The following is a 17,546-nucleotide window of genomic DNA, read 5'->3' as shown; positions in this document are numbered from 1 at the left end:
AGGTAAGAAAATTGCCTCACGGGCAAGTTTCGGGCTGAATGGAGGCATGACCTCCCACGAAGCCGAACCGCCGCCGCCGGACGCGGCGGCGGGCGCGGTGTCCGCCGTGGCACCGCGGCTGCGTGCCCTGCGGCGCAGGGCCGCCCTCACCCTGGAGGCGGCGGCCCGTGCCGTCGGGCTGTCGCCCGCCCACCTCTCCCGGCTGGAGACCGGGCAGCGCCAGCCCTCGCTTCCGGTGCTGCTCTCCCTCGCCCGGGTCTACGGTACGACGGTCTCGGAGCTGCTCGGCGAGACGGCCGGGGGCGGGGACGCCGTGGTGCGTGCCGGTGCCATGGAGCCGACGGTCGCGGGCGGCTGGACGTACTGGCAGGCCGGCGGGGCCGGCCGCGGGATGCAGGCCCTGCGCGTCCACGTACCGCACGGCTCCCAGGGCGACATCGTGCGGGTGCACCCCGGTGAGGAGTGGCTCCACGTGCTGCGGGGCCGGCTGCGGCTCCGGCTCGGGGACACCGTGCACCGGCTGGATCCGGGTGACAGCGCGCACTTCGACTCGCTGACCCCGCACCGGATCGCCGCCCAGGACGCCGACGGGGTCCAGCTTCTCTTCGTCCACACCCTGCTGCAGAGCCCGACGGCGGCCCTGTGTCTGGGACCCGCCACCACGCCGAACCACCTCACCGCCGGAGAGATGCCATGAGCGCCATGCAGGAGAAGTTCCCACGCGCCCTGTGGGTGCGCCTCATCGTCTACATCGCCCTGGGGCACGTCTTCGGCGCCTTCCTCTACCTGCTGTTCGAGGTCGGGGCCAAATAGCGGCCGCCCGCCAGCGGGTGGTTCAGTCGAGCAGCCGCTCGCGCAGCCGCTCCCGGGTCTGCGGTGCGAGCCGCAGACCCCGCTCCAGGTAGGCGTCCACCCCGCCCCAGGTCTCCTCGACGGTGTCGAGGGCCGCCGTCAGGTACTCGGCGCGCGCGTCGAACAGCGGACTGAGCAGCTCCATGACCTCGGGGGAGTAGGCGGAGGCGGCGGAGCCGCTGCGGCGCACCTTGTAGCGGCGGTGCGTGGCGTTCGACTTCAGGTAGTCGTCGACGACCGCATCGCGCTCGACGCCCAGGGCAAGCAGGGTGATGGCGATCGACAGGCCCGCGCGGTCCTTGCCGGCCGCGCAGTGCATCAGCGCGGGGACGCTGTCCTCGGCGAGCGAGTGCAGCACCAGGGAGTGCTCCGCCGTACGCTCCTTGATGATCGTGCGGTAGGAGCCGATCATCCGGTCGGCACCCTTGCTGCCCGCCAGGATCTCGCGCAGCTGGTCGAGGTCGCCGTCGCGGACCATCTTCCAGAACTCCGCGCCGTCGGCCGGGTCGCTCAGCGGCAGGTTCACATTGCGCACGCCCCGCAGCCCGACGTCCGGGCCCTCCAGCTTCTGGTCGGCCGCGTTGCGGAAGTCGAAGATCGTGTGCAGGCCCAGCGAGGACAGGAACGCGGCGTCCTCTCCCGTGGCGTGCGCCAGGTGACCGCTGCGGAACAGCACCCCTTCGCGCACCCGCCGCCCGTCCACGGTCGGCAGTCCGCCCACATCGCGGAAGTTGCGCACCCCGGCCAGCTCGGGTTCGGTCGACGGGACCTGCTGCGTCACGGGGACTCCTCCCACTCAGCCCCACCAGCGCTGTTCGCCGACGGGCACCACCCGACGATACGGCATGGGCTGTGCCCGGCAGCCGGTTGTCCACAGGGCATTGGGGAGGGTAAGCGGACTTCTGCCCGAATTGGCGCTTTAGTGATAACTGGCCCTGGAATGAGAGGGGGTGGGGAAGCAGCGCGTGAGCAGCGTCATATCCGTGACCGTGCGTTGCCCGTCATGCTCACGTAATTCTGCCGGTTTTCAAGGCTGTTCACATGAAACGCCATTCCCCGAATCGACGGAGTGTGACCGGCGATTCCCATAAAGGATCAACCGGAACAGCCGCCCGTGGAACCTTTCGCTTGTCCCTGTGCGTCCTGGTCGCTTACGTTCACCACCGATCCGGACGGACGCCTAATCCTGCCGCCGACCGGAGCATCTACTCGTCCACCACCCGTATACGGCAGGAGCGGGGGACCCACAGGTACAACTGCCTGTTCCGGTTCCCGGAACGGCTTGGGGTAAAGCCGCGTTTCGGCGCGGCCGGGCATCTCCAGCTCGCACCCGACAGCTCACCTCGCAGGCGCCGGAGAGGAATTCACCATGCCCGCGAAGGGTAAGCACCGCCGTACCAGGGCCATGCGCCTGACCCGCACCATCGCCGTCGCCGGAACCGGTGGCGCCGCGCTCGCTCTTCCGCTGATGGGCGCCGCCGGTGCCCACGCCGCTCCCGCCCACTCGGTTTCCGAGCAGGCCGCGCGGTCCATTTCGACGACGGCTCCGACGACGGCGAAGCAGGCCGCCGCGAACAGCGCCGAGAAGAAGTCCGCCGCACGCACGTACACCGTGCGCAGCGGTGACTACCTTGCGAAGATAGCCAACGAGCAGCATGTCGACGGCGGCTGGAAGAAGCTCTACTCGGACAACCGCGAGGCCGTCGGATCGGACCCCTCGCTGATCCACCCGGGCCTGAAGCTCTCGATCGACGGCGGGGCCGCCACGTCGCAGAAGCCGGCGACCGCGAAGCCGGCCGAGGAGGAGAAGCCCGCCTCCGAGAACGTCCGAGACATCCAAGTCGTCCAAGGCGTCCGAGTCGTCCGAGTCCTCCAACACGACCGCCCAGTCCGCCGCCACCACCAGCGGCTACACCAAGCCCGTGGTCAGCGGCAGCGTCGGTACCCCCTACCACCAGTCCGGCAGCATGTGGTCCAGCGGCTACCACACCGGCACGGACTTCGTCGTCCCGACCGGCACCTCGCTGAAGGCCGTCGGCGCGGGCACGGTCGTCTCCGCGGGCTGGGGCGGCGCGTACGGCAACCAGGTCGTCATCCAGCTCGCCGACGGCTACTACGCCCAGTACGCCCACCTCTCCTCGCTCTCCGTCTCGGCCGGCCAGACGGTGACGGTGGGCCAGCAGGTCGGCCTCTCGGGTGCCACCGGCAACGTGACCGGCCCGCACCTGCACTTCGAGATCCGCACCACGCCGAACTACGGCTCGGACGTGGACCCGCTGGCCTACCTGCGCTCGCACGGCGTCTCCGTCTGACGGAGATCGCGGCGCCGCCCGCGCACCACCGAAGGCCGGACCCCGATCCCCGGGTCCGGCCTTCGGCGTTATTCCTGAATTGACGAACACTTTAGGAGTGGCCTTTATCACCGCACGTCAATCCCTTCCTACGGTCGCGTAGGTCACATTCCAGGGTGAATCATGGGCCGATGTGGCAGACGATTCGAAGAGTGGCAGCAGAGCAGTGATCGGGTCGTACGTGGCGGTGGGGGACAGCTTCACCGAAGGCGTCGGCGACCCCGGACCCGACGGGGCGTACGTCGGCTGGGCCGACCGGTTCGCCGTACTGCTCGCGGACCGGCGCCCCGAGGGCGATTTCACCTACACGAACCTCGCCGTGCGCGGCAGGCTCCTCGACCAGATCGTGACGGAACAGATCCCGCGGGTCGCCGAACTCGCGCCGGACCTGGTCTCCTTCGCCGCCGGCGGCAACGACATCCTGCGCCCCGGCACCGACCCCGACGAAGTGGCCGAGCGGTTCGAACGGGCGGTGGCCGCGCTGGACTCCGCCGCCGGCACGGTCCTCGTGACGACCGGGTTCGACACCCGCGGAGTGCCCGTCCTCAAGCGTCTGCGCGGCAAGATCGCCACGTACAACGGGCATGTCCGCGCGATCGCCGACCGCTACGGCTGCCCGGTGCTCGACCTGTGGTCGCTCAGGAGCGTCCAGGACCGCAGGGCGTGGGACGCCGACCGGCTGCACCTGTCGCCGGAGGGCCACACGCGCGTGGCGCTGCGCGCCGGCCAGGCCCTCGGCCTGCGCGTCCCGGCCGACCCGGACCAGCCCTGGCCGCCCCTGCCGCCCCGCGGCACGCTGGACGTGCGGCGCGACGACGTGCACTGGGCACGCGAGTACCTGGTGCCGTGGATCGGACGCCGGCTGCGCGGCGAGTCCTCGGGCGACCATGTGATCGCCAAGGGGACGCTGTCGCCGGACGACATCAGGACCCGGATCGAGGCGGTGGCCTGACGGCCGCCGCGGGACGCGGGGTGCGGAACACCGGTGGCGGGCGCGGCTCAGTCCGTCGTGGCGCCGGCCGCGCCCGCGCGCCCCGCCGCGGGCAGGTCGCAGGAGTCCTTGAAGCCCTGGCTGGTCAGGCCGAGCGCCGAGTTCATGCGGGAGCGCAGGTTCTCCACGGCGACCATGGCCGTCAGCTCCACGAACGCGGGCTCGCCGAGCCGGGCACGCAGCCGTTCGGCGAGATCGTCGCCCACGGTGGGCGGAGTCGCCGTCATCGCCTCGGCGTACTCCATGACGTCCCGCTCCAGCGGCGTGTAGACGTCGCTCTCCCGCCACACCGGCACGTCACGGAGCCTGCGCGGGTCCATGCCGCGCTCGGCGCTCTCCCAGTAGCCGAAGTCCATGCACCAGGAGCAGCCGATCGAGGCCGCCGAGGCCATCACGGCGAGCGCCTTCAGCTCGGAGTCCAGCCGGTTCCACCCGGCCACCGAACGCTCGAACCGCAGGTAGCCCCGGAGCACGCGCGGGTTGTGCGCGAGCGCCTTGCCGGGGTCGAGGACCTTGCCGTAGACGCGGCGGGAGTACCACTCCATCGCACGCAGGAAAAACGTCCGGGGCGGGGTGAGGGATACGCGGGCCATGGCGGCCACCTTCCTGTCCGTCGGTCGTGCCGTTTCGTTGCGGGCGCTCCGGTCGGAGTGCCCTCTTTCGGTACGACGGATCGAGGGAACGCGGATGTGACATCGGTCGTTCGAGATGATGTTGACCGAGGCGACCACCGTCGGAGCCTCGCCTATTCCACCTGGAGGTACCGTGGCCGGTTCCCCTTCCCCGAGGTCCGGGCTTCGCGCGATGAGGCCCGCGGCCTTCGGCGCGGACCCGAGCGGTGAGCGCATGGCGCGCATCCGCAGGTCGCCGCACTTCCGCGACGGTGTCTTCCAGAACCCCGGGGGGACCGCCCGGACCAGGCCCTCCGGATCCGTCCGCGAGTTCGCGAAGATCTACTTCGACAAGGAGTCGCGGCTGCGCCGGGCCCCGCGCGGTACGGTCCCGGTGCACGCGACCACGCTCGCCGACCTCGCCCGGCCGCCCGCCACCGGGCTGCGGCTGACCTGGATGGGGCACTCCAGCGTGCTCGCCGAGATCGACGGGCAGAGGGTGCTCTTCGACCCGGTGTGGGGCGAGCGCTGCTCCCCGTTCCCCTTCGCCGGCCCCAAGCGGCTGCATCCGGTGCCGCTGCCCCTGGCGGCCCTTGGCCGCGTCGACGTCGTCGTCATCTCCCACGACCACTACGACCACCTGGACATGCCCACGATCAAGGCACTGGCCGACACGGACACCCTGTTCGCCGTGCCGCTCGGGGTGGGTGGCCACCTCGAACGCTGGGGCGTGTCCGCCGACCGGCTGCGCGAGCTGGACTGGCACGAGTCGACGCGCGTCGGCGGCCTTCTGCTGACCGCGACCCCGGCCCGGCACTTCTGCGGACGCGGCCTGCGCAACACCCAGCACACCCTCTGGGCGTCCTGGGTCGTCGCCGGTGAGGAGCACCGCGTCTACCACAGCGGGGACACGGGCTACTTCGACGGCTTCCGCGACATCGGCGCCGTACACGGTCCGTTCGACGCCACGATGATCCAGCTCGGCGCGTACGCCGAATTCTGGCCGGACATCCACATGACCCCCGAGGAGGGGGTACGGGCCCACCTCGACCTCCAGCAGGGCGGTCCTGGCGGTGCGCTGCTGCCGATCCACTGGGGCACCTTCAACCTTGCCCCGCACGCCTGGGACGAGCCCGGGGAGTGGACGACGGCCGCCGCCGAGGCCGTGGGACAGGCCCTCGCCCTGCCCACCCCCGGACAGCCCTTCGAGCCGGCCGGAGACCTGCCCGCGCACCCCTGGTGGCGCGACGTGGCCCAACGCGCCCGCGACCCCCACGAGTGGCCCGTACCCGAGATCGCGCAGAAGACGACGCGTCGCCTGGATCCGGTGGGGGATGATTCCCGTGGCCGAAGTGAGGCGAGTGGGTGACGGCGGTATTCTTTTCCCCTGTGGTGATCTTTTCACTTGGGCCTGCCCCGGACAGGCGATCAAGATGTGACCGAATTTCTCGGCAGGAATGCAAGACGGAGGCCTTGCATCGGCTCGATCCCCCTGGCAGTGTTTGGAGCCGGTTCTAGACATTGCGTCATGGGGGAGACCCGATGTTCTACGCCTTTTCGATTACCCGCGACAGCTCTTCCCCTCCTTGTTCCGTGGTCCGCCGCGCTGCATGACCGCATCCGCAACCGGATGCGTCGTCCGACAGCCGCGGGTCCGCTGGAAGAATGCCAGGGAGGGAGAGTGATGGAGCACATCTCTCCATCCGCAGAGAAGTCCGTACAACACCACTTTCATTGTCCGGATCCCTACCTCGGTGGACTCCTGTCGGAGATCACCCGGGTACCGGTTTGCCGCATCCGGGTCGCGAGTTCACCCCGCAGGGGCGGGGAAGACCCGCAGCACATCAACGCGCTCGCCGAAGTATTCTCCGAACTGCCGCCGATCGTGATCCACCGGAAGACGATGACCGTCGTCGACGGTGTGCACCGGCTCAGGGCGGTGGAGAAGAACGGCGCCACGCACATCAGCGCGCTGTTCTTCAACGGTGACGAGCGAGAAGCCTTCGTGCTCGCGGTCAAGCTGAACAGCAACCACGGACTGCCGCTCTCCTTGGCCGACCGCAAGGCCGCGGCCCTGCACATGCTTGCCGATTTCCCGGAGTGGTCCAACCGAAGGCTGGCGGGGGTGGCCGGCCTGTCGGACAAGACCGTCGCGGCGCTCAGGCGGCGGTCGGGTGCGGAACTTCCGCACCCGACCACCGTGCGACTCGGGCGCGACGGGGTGGCCTATCCGGTCGCTGCGGCCGAAGGCCGCAGCCGCGCGCTTGCGTACCTCGCCGAGCATCCCGACGCGTCCCCGAGGGAGGTGGCACGCGCCGCGGGCATCTCGCTCACCTCGGCGAAGGAGGCGCGGAAGCGGGCCCACGCCGTCCAGGGCGAACCGCCGCCGGCGGAACGGCCGCACGACGGGCCGGCCCCGGGAGGTGGAGCCGGCCACCCCGCGATCGTGAAGCGCCCCGGGGCGCACCCGGGCTGCGCGGATCTGGCACAGGCGGTGCAGCGGTTGCGGGCCGACCCCTCGCTCCGGTTCACCGAGGTAGGCCGGAAGCTGCTGCGGACACTGGATCCCTCGGTCACGCAGCCGCACGACTGGGCGGCGATGGCGAGCAGCCTACCCATGCACTGCGCGCCGATGATCGCCGAGCTGGCGCGGCATCACGCCGAGAGCTGGCAGCTCCTGGCGGAATCATTGACGAGGCGGATCAATTCCCGAGAGACTGGCGCATAGAATTTCGGTTGATCGCCAGAAGTTCTCATTGGCGACTTGTGCGGTGACTTTCACGATTTCGAAGCGGGGGAACGTGACTGCGTACAGCCCGAGCGAGGTTCGGCATGAGAAATCGCCCGCGCCTCGACCCACTACTCGTAACGGTCCGCCGTTACCGGGGATGCCCACACACTGGTACAACTTCCTGGCAGACCTGCCCGGCCCCATGCCCGAGGTGCGGGACTCCGGAAGCCCCACCGCCGCGGAGATTTCCGCGAAAGTCCGGCCGCGGGTCCTCATTGAACAGAATGGTTCGAGCGAGCAATGGATCGCGATTCCCGAACCGGTCGCGGAGCGGCTGCGGCAATGCGGTCGGCCGACACCGCTGCACCGCGCGCACCGGCTCGAGAAACATCTCGGTACGGGCGCGAAAATCTATCTCAAGCGTGAAGACGTCCTTCCCAGCGGCAGCTTCAAGCTGAACACCGCGATAGCCCAGGCCTACTACGCGGCGGAGGAGGGGCGAACCACCCTCGTCACCGAGACCGGGGCCGGCCAATGGGGTATGAGCGTCGCGCTGGCGGCGAAGATGTTCGGTCTGCGGGCCGAGATCTTCATGGTCGGCTGCTCGCTCGAACAGAAGCCCTACCGGCGTCACTACATGGAACTCCTGGGAGCCAGGGTGCGGCCGTCGCCGTCGGTCCACACGGCGATCGGACGGAAGATCCTCAAGGAGGCACCGGACCACCCCGGCAGCCTCGGCACCGCGATCAGTGACGCCATCGAGCATGCTCTCGGCGACCCGTCCGCCGCGTATCTCGCCGGCAGCGGGATGCCCCACGTCTACCTCCACCAGACGCTGCTCGGCCTCGAGGTTGCGGCGCAACTCGAGGCGGTACACGGCGAGGAACTCGGTGTCGACGGACGCGGCGATCACCTCATCGCGTGCGCGGGGGGCGGAAGCAACCTCTGCGGTCTCATCGGACCTCACCTGCGGGCCAGGGCCGACGGAGCCGACCTCCGCCTCCTCGCCGCGGAATCCACCGCGGCGCCCCGGCTGACCCGGGGTGTCTACGCGTACGGCCGCACCGACCTTGGCGGATTCACGCCCGAGGTACTGGGCTACACGATGGGGGAGAGCTTCGTCCCGGCGCCCAACCACGTCGGCGGCCTGCGCAACCATCACAGCTCCGCCCTGGTCAGCCTGCTGCGACACGAGGGAGTGCTCGACGCCGTCGCCTTCGACCAGCGGACGGCGCTCGAAGCAGGCCGGACGCTGCTGCAGACCGAGGGGCTGCTGCTCGCCCCCGAGGCGGGCCACGCGGTCGCCGCGGCCCTGGACGTCGTGGCCAAGGCCGACGCGGAGCACCTCGAACCGGTGGTCGTGATCCTGGCCAGCGGCTCCGGTTTCCTCGACCTGCGGGGCTACGACGAAGTTCTGCTCGACGCATAGCCGCGGCACCGTTCATCGGCATCTTCGCACCGTGCGATTGGGAAGCCACATGCGCTTGGCGACATTTCAGCCCCAGTTCGGCGTTCACTGCGAGACGACCACCCTTCGGAACATGATCCACCACGCCGGTGCCGGCATATCCGAACCCATGCTGTTCGGCCTCGGCCAGGGGATCGACTTCCAGTACTGGGACGCCCCCGCGCCCGGTCGTGGCACACCGATGCTCACCGGCCGGATCGGGCCTGCCCTGCTGTCCCGCAACGCCTGCTCGGCGCTGGGTGTGGAGCTGAGCGAATCGCGAGCCCCCGACTCGGAGTCGGCCCGTGCCGCCGCGGCGGAGCTGCTGGACGCGGGGCATGTGGTGGGAATGTCCGTCGACATCTTCTACCTCGACTACTTCTCGTCCCGAAGCCACTTCGCGTCGCACTACATCGCGCTGTACGGGCTCGACGACTCCACGGCCCACGTGGTCGACACCGATCAGCAGGGCGGGGCGCAGACGCTCCCGGAGGAGTCGCTGCGCCGTGCCCGCGGTTCCGACGAAGGGTTCATGCCGTCGCCGAATCTGCAGATGTACGTGGAGCGGCTGCCGACGCGGCTGATCACCGACACCGACGCGGTCCTGCGCGAGCAGATCTGGAGGGCCATCGGGCTGACCGCACAGAGGATGACCGCCGAGCGAGGGCCGCGGTTCGGCATCGGGGCACTGCGGCGTGCCGCGTCCGAGATCGCCGAATGGAGCGACACACTCGCCTGCGCGGACGAGGCGGTGCCGGGTGTCGGCCGCTTCTGGCGCTACGCGGGAACCGGGGGAGCGAATTTCCGCAAGCTCTACCGCGAGTTCCTGATCGAGGCGCGGCAGCGGTACGGCGACCCGGGACTCGACCCGTTCGTCGACGACCTCTGCGACGTGCAGCGGCAGTGGGACCAGGCGATCGACATGCTGATGGGCTATCGCGGCGCGGACGACGGACGCGGCCGGCTGGAAGCCGTCGCGGCCCGGCTGAACGCGATCGCCGACGCCGAACAGTCCGTCTTCGAAAGGCTGCTCGTGGCAGCGACCGAACGGGCGGGGGAGCCGGCTTGACCACTACCCGGATGAAGTCCGTCTGCCGCATGTGCCACGGCGGATGCGGCGCCATCGTCGAACTCGTGGACGGGGTCCCCACCGACATCCACGGGGACCCGGACAACCCGACGAGCGAGGGCTACTTCTGCATCAAGGGCAAGGCCTCACTCGACCTGCTGCGCAGCCCGGACCGGCTGACTACCCCGCTGGTCCGGACCGGTCCGCGCGGTTCGGGAATGTTCGAGCCGGTCGGCTGGGAAGCCGCCCTGGACCGGATCGGCGGCGAGCTGACCGAGACCATCCAGCGGCACGGACCCGAGTCGGTCGTCCTCGGCCAGGGGACCGACCGCAACTACCAGGAATGGGTGTTCCGGCTCGCGAACGCGATCGGGACGCCGAACGTGGTCGGCCCGGCCCACGTGTGCTTCTATCCGCGGGTCATGGCCTCGATCATGACGTACGGCGGATTCACCTTCTGCGACTACGACGGCGATCCCGAGGTGGTCCTGCTCTGGGGCAGCAACAAGCCGAGCACCCACTCCGACGGCGTGATCGGGGTCAAGCTGCTGCGCGCCATGGAGCGGGGCAGCCGTGTCATCACCGTCGATCCGCGACGGACCCAGACCGCGGCCCGGTCGAGCCTGCATCTCGCGGTCCAGCCGGGAACCGACTGCGCACTGGCACTCGGCATGATCAAGATCGTCATCGACGAGGGCTGGTACGACCGCGATTTCGTCGCCGCGCACACCGTCGGGTTCGACGAACTCGCCGAGCACGTGCGGGCGTACGACATCGAGCGCGTCGCGCGGATCACCGGCCTCGCGCCACGGCTCATCCGTGACGCGACCCGCTCCTACGCCCTCGCGGCACGTGCGTGCACAGAGGCGGGAACCGGTCTGTCGCAGAACGAGAACTCCTTCGACACACACCGGGCGATCGCCATCCTCGCCGCGATCTGCGGAAACATCGACGTTCCCGGCGGCGACGTGATCTGGGATCCGATGCCGATCGAGGGCCGACGTGCCTTTCCACGCTCGGACCTGCTCTCCGAGGAGCAGGCGAAGAAGAGGATCGGCGGAGACAAGCACAAGATCCTTTCGATGTCCGGCTGGGTTGCGCCGGGAGACCTGCACGAGGCCGTTGTGAGCGGGTCGCCGTACCCGATCACCTCCATGGTGATCTTCGGCAGCAACATCCTGGCCTCGCACGAGAACACCGAGTTGGTCCGCGAAGCGATCGCCAAGCTGGACCTGCTCGTCGTGTGCGACCTGTTCATGACGCCGACCGCCAGGCACGCCGATGTCGTTCTGCCGACCTCGAGCTGGCTCGAGCGGGACCAGATCGTCGAGTTCAACTCCTACATTGCGGCCCGGCAGAAGATCGCCACGGTCGACGGCTGCCGCTCGGACGAGGAGATCATCCTCGGCCTCGCCGAGCGGCTCGGGCTCAGCCGGCACTTCTTCCCCTCTCTGGAGGCCGCCCTAGACGCCAAGCTGGCAGGCATGGAACTCACCTGGGAACAGTTCAAGAAGATCGGCTACATCCGGAACGAGAAGCGGTACCGCAAGTATCGCGACGGCGGATTTTGCACCAGGTCCGGGCTCGTCAACCTGATGAACAACGGACTGCGTGCGATGGGCTACGAGCCGTTTCCCGCCTTCCGGCCTCCGCCGGAGGCCGACCCGGAGCTGCCGTACATCATGACCAGCGCCCACCCGCGCCAGTTCTACAACAGCGAGTTCCACCAGCTGCCGACCACCTCGCGCGGTCAGAAGACGGCGCGGGTGACCGTCAGTCCGAGCACCGCGGAGCGGGAGGGGCTGGCGGACGGCGAAGAAGTGGAACTCGTTTCGCGACCGGGCGCGCGCGGTGTGCGCATGGCGGTCAAGATCTCCGATTCCGTCGCACCGAATGTCGTAGTGGCGGATGCCCTCTGGTGGTATCCGGGCGAATCCTCGGTCGACGAGTCGCTCAGATCCTCGGTCAATCTCGTGACCAACAACGATCGTTCCGACGTGCATATGGGGAGCGCGACGATGAGAGGCGTAGCAGTGGGCATCCGGCGGCTGGGGCCCGGCCGTGACTAGGGCGCGAGCCACCGTCGCCGCCCGCGTGCCGGAAACCGACGAAGGCCTTCAGGGCGACGAACTGGCGCTCAAGTACGACGAGATGCAACGGCACATTCGGGACAACGGCTGGCTCCAGGAGAAGATTGACGACATCCTGAAGGCGGGGATCGACTCCGGGGAGGTCCTGGAACTCGGCTGCGGTCCCGGTCTCCTGGGCCTGGAGTGGATCACCCGGGCCGACGGCTCCGCCCGGCTCGTCGGCCTGGACATCTCACCGGCGATGCTGCGACGGGCGAGCGCCAACGCGGACGGGTACGGCGTCGGCGGACGATGCGGCTACCAGTGCGGCACCGTGCTGGCCCTGCCCTTCGAGGACCACCGCTTCGATCACGCAATTAGCGCGTCCTCGCTGCACGAATGGGCGGACCCGGTGACCGCCCTGTTGGAAATGCGCCGCGTGCTGCGGCCGGGCGGACGGTACTGCGTCTCCGATCTGCGCAGAGACATCGACCGGACGACCTTTCAGTTCATGAAGGCGAACATCGCGGCCGACATGCGTCCGGGCTTCCGGACCTCGATCCAGTCCTCGTACACCAGGGGCGAGGTCGAGGAACTCCTCAAAGGCACCCCACTCGAGACGGCCGTCGTGACGCAAGTGCAGATGGGAATCGTCATCACGGGCAGGAAGGACATGGCATGAACGCACTCGCGGGAAGCCCGCCGGCCATTACCGCCACTCGTGCGGGGCGCTTTCCCGACCGCCCGGACTTCAGGCGGTCCTGGGAGGAGATCCTCGAGACGTTCGAACACGTGGCAGGACCTCGACTGCCGGACGTACCTGTCGGCCTGGGGCGGATACGCGCCGGACCACGTCGTCGAGAAGTTCGCCGGGGTCAACCATGTCGGCATCTACATGGGTGACTACGACAGCGACGACGAGGTGTTCGGCTGGAACGCCTTCCTGAACGACCTCCGGGCATCCGGTCGGATCGCCGGCATCGAGATGGGCCCGTCGTACATCTCGCCCCGGCAGTACGGCACGCCGGGATGGTGGAACTCGATCGTCCTCTCCGACGGACGTGCCATCGAGATGTTCGCGTGCCGGCGATTCGGGCCCTGGGCGGACCGCTCCGCAGAAGAGCGGGGACGGCTCATGTCGCACGTCGCCATCGACGTACACACCGACGCCGACGTCCGCTACGTCCTGGAGGCCCTCGACCGCAACGTCGACCACCTCGAGAACATCGCGTTCACCGAGGCGGACGAACTCGGTCACACCTACGGGCACCTGCGCAACAACAACAGCAGCAGTGTGCTGGAGATCGTGTACGAGGCGCCGCGCGGCCGGACGGGGCACGGCGATGGCAGTCATTGAGATCTCGCCGTACTCCGGTGACCACTGCGAATCCACCGCGCTGCTCAACATGCTCCGCAACCACGATGTCGAGCTGAGCGAACCGCTGATCTTCGGGCTGGGGCAGGGCCTGTCGTTCCTGTACTGGCACTCCAAGCAGATGCCGAACCCGTTCCTCGCCGGCCGGGTCAAGCCGGACCAGCTCATACGCAACGCGGCGGACGCCCTCCACCTCGAACTCCTTGCGCAGGAGACATCGTCCCCGGCGAAGGCCGAGGCGACCCTGCTCGGGGCTCTCGACGAGGGCGACGTGGTCGGGCTCAAGCTCGACCGCTACCACCTCGACTACGCGCACGAGAACCACCACTTCGCCGCGCACTACGTCGCCTGCATCGGCTACGAGGACGACAGGTTCGTCCTCGTCGAGACCCGATCGCTCGGCGTTCAGTCGACATCGCGGGAGAGCCTGACCCGGGCCCGTTCGGCCAGGGGGCCGATGTCCTCGCGCAGCCTGTCGGTCCGAGTGGACCCGCGCGGGTACGACGAGACCGTCCTCGCGAAGGCCTGTCAGTCCGCCGTCCTCGCCACCGCGCAGGAGTTCCTGAGCCCGCCGATCACCAACATGGGGTTCAAGGGGATCGCGAAGGCCGGTTCGCTCATGCGCGGATGGCACGACCGGCTCGACCGTCCCGTCGAGGCGATGAGAGCCGTCGGCACCAGCATGGAGGAAGGCGGCACGGGCGGCGGGCTCTTCCGCACGCTGTGGGCCCAATTCCTGGAAGAGGCCCACGAGCTGACCGGCATCGAGGCCTACGACGAGTTGGCGGTCGAGTACCGGCGGATCTCCAAGCGCTGGACGCAAGCGGCTGACCTGCTGCGCCACGCCGACGACGCCGGTGACCGGCGGTCACTCGACGAGGCGGCGTCGATCGTGGCAGCTCTCGCGGACGACGAGCGTACGGCGATGAAGCGGCTGGAGGAGGCGTCCCGATGACCACGCTCGCCCGGCAGACCGGCCACGACCCGCGCAGCCGACTGCACGACACCCTCGTCACCCGCATCGACATCGCACGGAAGGTCGCCGCGGTGACGTCACTGGACCGACAGGCACTCGACGCCTGGGCGGCTGAGGCGCTCACCGCGACCGTCGAGCACGCCTGTCGCAACTCACCGTTCTACACCGGCTTCGTTCCGGCCGAGGTCGCCGGAGCGGCAGCGCGGGGCCGTCCGCACGCGTTCGAGGCCATCCCCTTCACGACCCGCGAACATCTCTCCGCAGCCTACCCGCTGGGCATGCTCGCCGTGCCGCGGCGTGAGGTCATCCGATTCGACGAGAGTTCCGGCACCGGCAACGGGCGCCCGATCGCGGCGTTCTTCACGATGGCGGACTGGCTGGAGAACAACCTCACCGTCGCCGGCCTGCTCGCCGCGGTGCTGGACCGGCGGGACGTCGCGGCCATCGCCGTCCCCTACGAGCTGGCCGGGGTGGGCCAGGACCTCGACCGCGCCATCGAGATCCTCGGATGCACCATCGTGCCGCTCGGCGCGGCCTCCCCTTCCTGCACTCCGGACCGGATGGTCGACGCCCTGCTGCGTTCGGGCGCGACCACGCTGGTGTGCTCCGGAACGCGCGCTCTGTTCCTCGGCGAGATCGCTCGCCGCCGCGGCATCGACCCGCGCCGCGACCTCGCGGTCTCGAAGATCCTCATGGCGGGCGAGGGAGCGTCACCGGCCAAGAAGCGGCGCTTGGCCGATCAGTGGGACGCCGTCACCTACTCGATGTTCGGCATGACCGAGACCAACACGCTGGCCATGTTCTGCCCCGACCGCGAGCTGCACCTGGTGGAGACACGATCGTTCTTCGAGGTGGTGGACCCGGGATCAGGTGAGCGGCTGCCGGACGGCTCCGTCGGCGAGCTGGCCGTGACGACCCTGGCGAGCCGGGCCATGCCGCTGCTGCGCTACCGGACCGGTGACGTTTGCCGGATCGAGGCGGCGCCGTGCGGCTGCGGCTCCCCGTTGCGCCGGCTGCAGCATCGCGGCCGCATCGGTGACCGGATCCCGGTGGGCGAACGCTGGACCTCCCAGTTGGAGATCGAGGACATCGTCCTGAGCGCCATGACCACCGCGCCCTATTACTTCGCCTTCGACATCGACGGGGACGCGCTGGAGATCGCCCTGCCGCCGTCGAGCGCCGACGACGTGACCCGGGCATCGATCGCGGCACGCGTCCGCGACCGCCTCGGCGCGTCCACAAGATACCGCCGACTGGACACCGACCGGTTCGAGACGGCGCTGCGCACCTCGGCCAAACCGACGATGCGCAACTTCAGTGCCTACGGGGGAGGGAGGGGCCCGCGATGAGGATCGAACTGCCGCTTCCCACACGCATTCCGATCGACGGGCGCTTCGAGATCGACGACACGTGCATCGACTGCAAGCTCTGCAACGACCTGGCGCCCGAGAACTTCGAGGCGGACCTGGACAACGACGTCCACTACGTGTGCAAACAGCCCCAGACACCCGATGAACTCGAGCGGGTCCTCGACGCGTTCGAATCCTGCCCCACCGAATCGATCCGCTACTCGGCCGGGCCTACTGAGGAGTGATGGCGCAATGTCAAGCCTGGACGATCCGGCAACGGCCGACACCTGCGCCGGCTCGCGGCAGACGACCGAACTGGGCCCGGTGGCCGAGAGCTACGACCAACTCCACCGCATCGACCTGCTGGGCGAGGCGAGGACCGCACGCGCGGTGCCGGAGGGCACCTACGACTCGACGGTGTGCGCGGTCTTCCAGGCGTCGGAGGTGTGCCTGCTCAACCTGGCCCGGCTGGCACGCAAGACGCAGGTGCGCGTGCTGGCCGACGACATCCCGGCCGCCTCCCGCCACGTGCAGTGGGCCATGGGCTTCCACCGGTTGCTGCGCAAGCTCGGCACGCTGGTGTTCGACGTCCGCAGCACCTTCGGTACGGGTGCCTCCGCCGAGACCACGGCCCTGAGCGTCTCCGAGTCCGCCGGCTACGCGTCCTACGTCGACGCGCTCCGGGGACTGGAGGACGCGGCCAAGGGCTCGCTGCTGGCCGGCGCGGCCGGGGTGACCCGCTCCACCATCGCCACCAAGAGCATCGACAACCCGCTGTATCGCGTGCTGCACGGCATCCGGCTCGGCTGCCACGACGCGACCAAGTGGGAGAGCGACCTCACCGCCGTACCCGTCGGGGTGTGCCGGAGCACCGACGAACTGATCTCCGCCGAGACGCTGGCCCGTGCGGTCGCCGCGACCGAGCTGAACCCGGAGACCCTCCACGGCGAGTTCGTCGCCCTGCACCAGGTCCCGGAGATCCTCTGCGCCGAGGCGAACGACCACCTCGAAGCCGCCATCCGGGCGCTCCGGGCCTCGGCTCTGAGCCGGGCCGCGCAGCACCTGACGGTCTGCCGGGGACTGCTCGATCCGGTCGTCGAGGCGCAGCGGGTGATGGCCGAGAACCTGGCGACCGGCGAGTACCACGAGTTCCGGACCAACCTGGGTCCCGCGAGCGGTACGCACTCGCTGTCGATCAAGCAGCACATGTTCCGGGACCTGTTCAAGCACATGTGGAACGACCTCGAGACCTGGTTGTGCTCGCTGGGCGGGGCGTCGCTCGAGGAGACCGTCCGGGACATCGACGCGCGCCGGCACGAGGACCCGGCGGCCTGGCTGCGGCACACCCTGCTTGACCAGGCGTTCCGGTTGCACTGCGCCTACCAGCAGTGGCGGCACGAGCATCTGCACATGCCCCGCAACTGCCTGGGCAGTGGCGGCACCAAGTCCATGATCGGCATTCCGGACGGTCCCCAGGCGGTCTACAAGATGCGGGACGCGGCCAACGCACAGCACTCACTGGCGGCGATCCACCGGGCCCGCCGGACGAGCCTGACGAATGCCGTGCCGGACTCACCACTGGCCAAGCTCAGCACCGATCCCAGTTCGCTCGACTCCGAGCTGATGCGGCTCGTGGGCGAGGCGACACGCGAGTACTTCCCCCAGGTGCAAGAGCAGAGTTATCAGCCGTTCCGTTCCGGTGCGGCTGAGCGGAACCCGTAGGAG

Annotated in this window: 16 protein-coding genes, 1 pseudogene and 1 riboswitch; of the genes and pseudogenes, 15 read left to right on the top strand and 2 right to left on the bottom strand. The window is 69.2% G+C overall.

Annotated elements, in window-relative coordinates:
- Positions 1-46: 46 nt before the first annotated feature.
- Both AC4IHM_RS03880 and AC4IHM_RS03875 read left to right on the top strand, forming a co-directional pair.
- On the top strand, positions 47-697 hold the full coding sequence (locus tag AC4IHM_RS03880) for a helix-turn-helix domain-containing protein (RefSeq protein WP_490865676.1): 651 nt from the start codon (positions 47-49) through the stop codon (positions 695-697).
- Positions 694-813: a DUF6126 family protein gene (locus AC4IHM_RS03875; RefSeq protein WP_490865675.1), complete on the top strand. Its 120-nt coding sequence runs from the start codon at positions 694-696 to the stop codon at positions 811-813. Before AC4IHM_RS03880 ends, AC4IHM_RS03875 begins: the two co-directional genes overlap by 4 nt.
- Before the next feature lie 22 nt (positions 814-835).
- On the opposite strand, the gene AC4IHM_RS03870 is transcribed toward AC4IHM_RS03875, so the two are convergent.
- Positions 836-1,633: a tyrosine-protein phosphatase gene (locus AC4IHM_RS03870; RefSeq protein ID WP_490865674.1), complete on the bottom strand. Its 798-nt coding sequence runs from the start codon at positions 1,631-1,633 to the stop codon at positions 836-838.
- A 423-nt stretch (positions 1,634-2,056) separates the two neighbouring features.
- A riboswitch (cyclic di-AMP (ydaO/yuaA leader) is annotated at positions 2,057-2,219 on the top strand.
- Positions 2,220-2,221: 2 nt separating this feature from the next.
- Between AC4IHM_RS03870 and AC4IHM_RS03865 the strand changes: the two are divergent.
- Positions 2,222-3,164 (top strand): annotated as a pseudogene (locus AC4IHM_RS03865) (M23 family metallopeptidase).
- A gap of 205 nt (positions 3,165-3,369) precedes the next feature.
- Positions 3,370-4,155, top strand: coding sequence for an SGNH/GDSL hydrolase family protein (locus tag AC4IHM_RS03860; RefSeq protein ID WP_490870755.1), 786 nt, complete (start codon positions 3,370-3,372; stop codon positions 4,153-4,155).
- A gap of 47 nt (positions 4,156-4,202) precedes the next feature.
- Here the strand turns inward: AC4IHM_RS03860 and AC4IHM_RS03855 are convergent, their stop codons facing one another.
- On the bottom strand, positions 4,203-4,787 hold the full coding sequence (locus AC4IHM_RS03855) for a carboxymuconolactone decarboxylase family protein (RefSeq protein WP_490865673.1): 585 nt from the start codon (positions 4,785-4,787) through the stop codon (positions 4,203-4,205).
- 211 nt (positions 4,788-4,998) lie between these two features.
- On the opposite strand from AC4IHM_RS03855, the gene AC4IHM_RS03850 reads away from it, so the two are divergent.
- The 11 genes from AC4IHM_RS03850 (at position 4,999) to AC4IHM_RS03800 (ending at position 17,543) form a co-directional block, all read left to right on the top strand.
- A complete protein-coding gene (locus tag AC4IHM_RS03850) occupies positions 4,999-6,174 on the top strand; it encodes an MBL fold metallo-hydrolase (protein ID WP_490865672.1) in 1,176 nt (391 codons plus the stop codon).
- Positions 6,175-6,489: 315 nt separating this feature from the next.
- Positions 6,490-7,533 (top strand): ParB/RepB/Spo0J family partition protein, encoded by a 1,044-nt coding sequence (locus tag AC4IHM_RS03845; RefSeq protein WP_490865671.1) that lies wholly within the window; start codon positions 6,490-6,492, stop codon positions 7,531-7,533.
- Between the two features lie 160 nt (positions 7,534-7,693).
- Positions 7,694-8,965, top strand: a complete 1,272-nt coding sequence (locus tag AC4IHM_RS03840; protein WP_490870754.1) for a TrpB-like pyridoxal phosphate-dependent enzyme — start codon at positions 7,694-7,696, stop codon at positions 8,963-8,965.
- A 49-nt stretch (positions 8,966-9,014) separates the two neighbouring features.
- Positions 9,015-10,052 carry a BtrH N-terminal domain-containing protein gene (locus tag AC4IHM_RS03835; protein WP_490865670.1) on the top strand — a complete coding sequence of 346 codons (1,038 nt, stop codon included), beginning with the start codon at positions 9,015-9,017 and terminating at the stop codon, positions 10,050-10,052.
- Positions 10,049-12,121 carry a molybdopterin-containing oxidoreductase family protein gene (locus AC4IHM_RS03830; RefSeq protein ID WP_490865669.1) on the top strand — a complete coding sequence of 691 codons (2,073 nt, stop codon included), beginning with the start codon at positions 10,049-10,051 and terminating at the stop codon, positions 12,119-12,121. Before AC4IHM_RS03835 ends, AC4IHM_RS03830 begins: the two co-directional genes overlap by 4 nt.
- A 25-nt stretch (positions 12,122-12,146) precedes the next feature.
- Positions 12,147-12,803: a class I SAM-dependent methyltransferase gene (locus tag AC4IHM_RS03825; RefSeq protein ID WP_490865668.1), complete on the top strand. Its 657-nt coding sequence runs from the start codon at positions 12,147-12,149 to the stop codon at positions 12,801-12,803.
- A gap of 213 nt (positions 12,804-13,016) precedes the next feature.
- The gene (locus tag AC4IHM_RS03820) at positions 13,017-13,478 is read left to right on the top strand and encodes a hypothetical protein (protein WP_490865667.1); all 462 of its coding nucleotides are present in this window, start codon (positions 13,017-13,019) and stop codon (positions 13,476-13,478) included.
- Positions 13,465-14,451: a BtrH N-terminal domain-containing protein gene (locus tag AC4IHM_RS03815; protein WP_490865666.1), complete on the top strand. Its 987-nt coding sequence runs from the start codon at positions 13,465-13,467 to the stop codon at positions 14,449-14,451. Before AC4IHM_RS03820 ends, AC4IHM_RS03815 begins: the two co-directional genes overlap by 14 nt.
- Complete coding sequence (locus AC4IHM_RS03810) at positions 14,448-15,821, top strand: phenylacetate--CoA ligase family protein (protein WP_490865665.1); 1,374 nt, start codon at positions 14,448-14,450, stop codon at positions 15,819-15,821. Before AC4IHM_RS03815 ends, AC4IHM_RS03810 begins: the two co-directional genes overlap by 4 nt.
- Complete coding sequence (locus AC4IHM_RS03805; RefSeq protein ID WP_490865664.1) at positions 15,818-16,066, top strand: ferredoxin; 249 nt, start codon at positions 15,818-15,820, stop codon at positions 16,064-16,066. Before AC4IHM_RS03810 ends, AC4IHM_RS03805 begins: the two co-directional genes overlap by 4 nt.
- Positions 16,067-16,073: 7 nt before the next feature.
- Complete coding sequence (locus AC4IHM_RS03800) at positions 16,074-17,543, top strand: hypothetical protein (RefSeq protein ID WP_490865663.1); 1,470 nt, start codon at positions 16,074-16,076, stop codon at positions 17,541-17,543.
- The last annotated feature ends 3 nt before the right edge of the window (positions 17,544-17,546 follow it).

This window comes from Streptomyces sp. SL06, assembly GCF_058244745.1.
The sequence above is the reverse complement of the archived record's forward strand: the minus strand, read 5'-3'. Positions and strand labels throughout refer to the sequence as shown.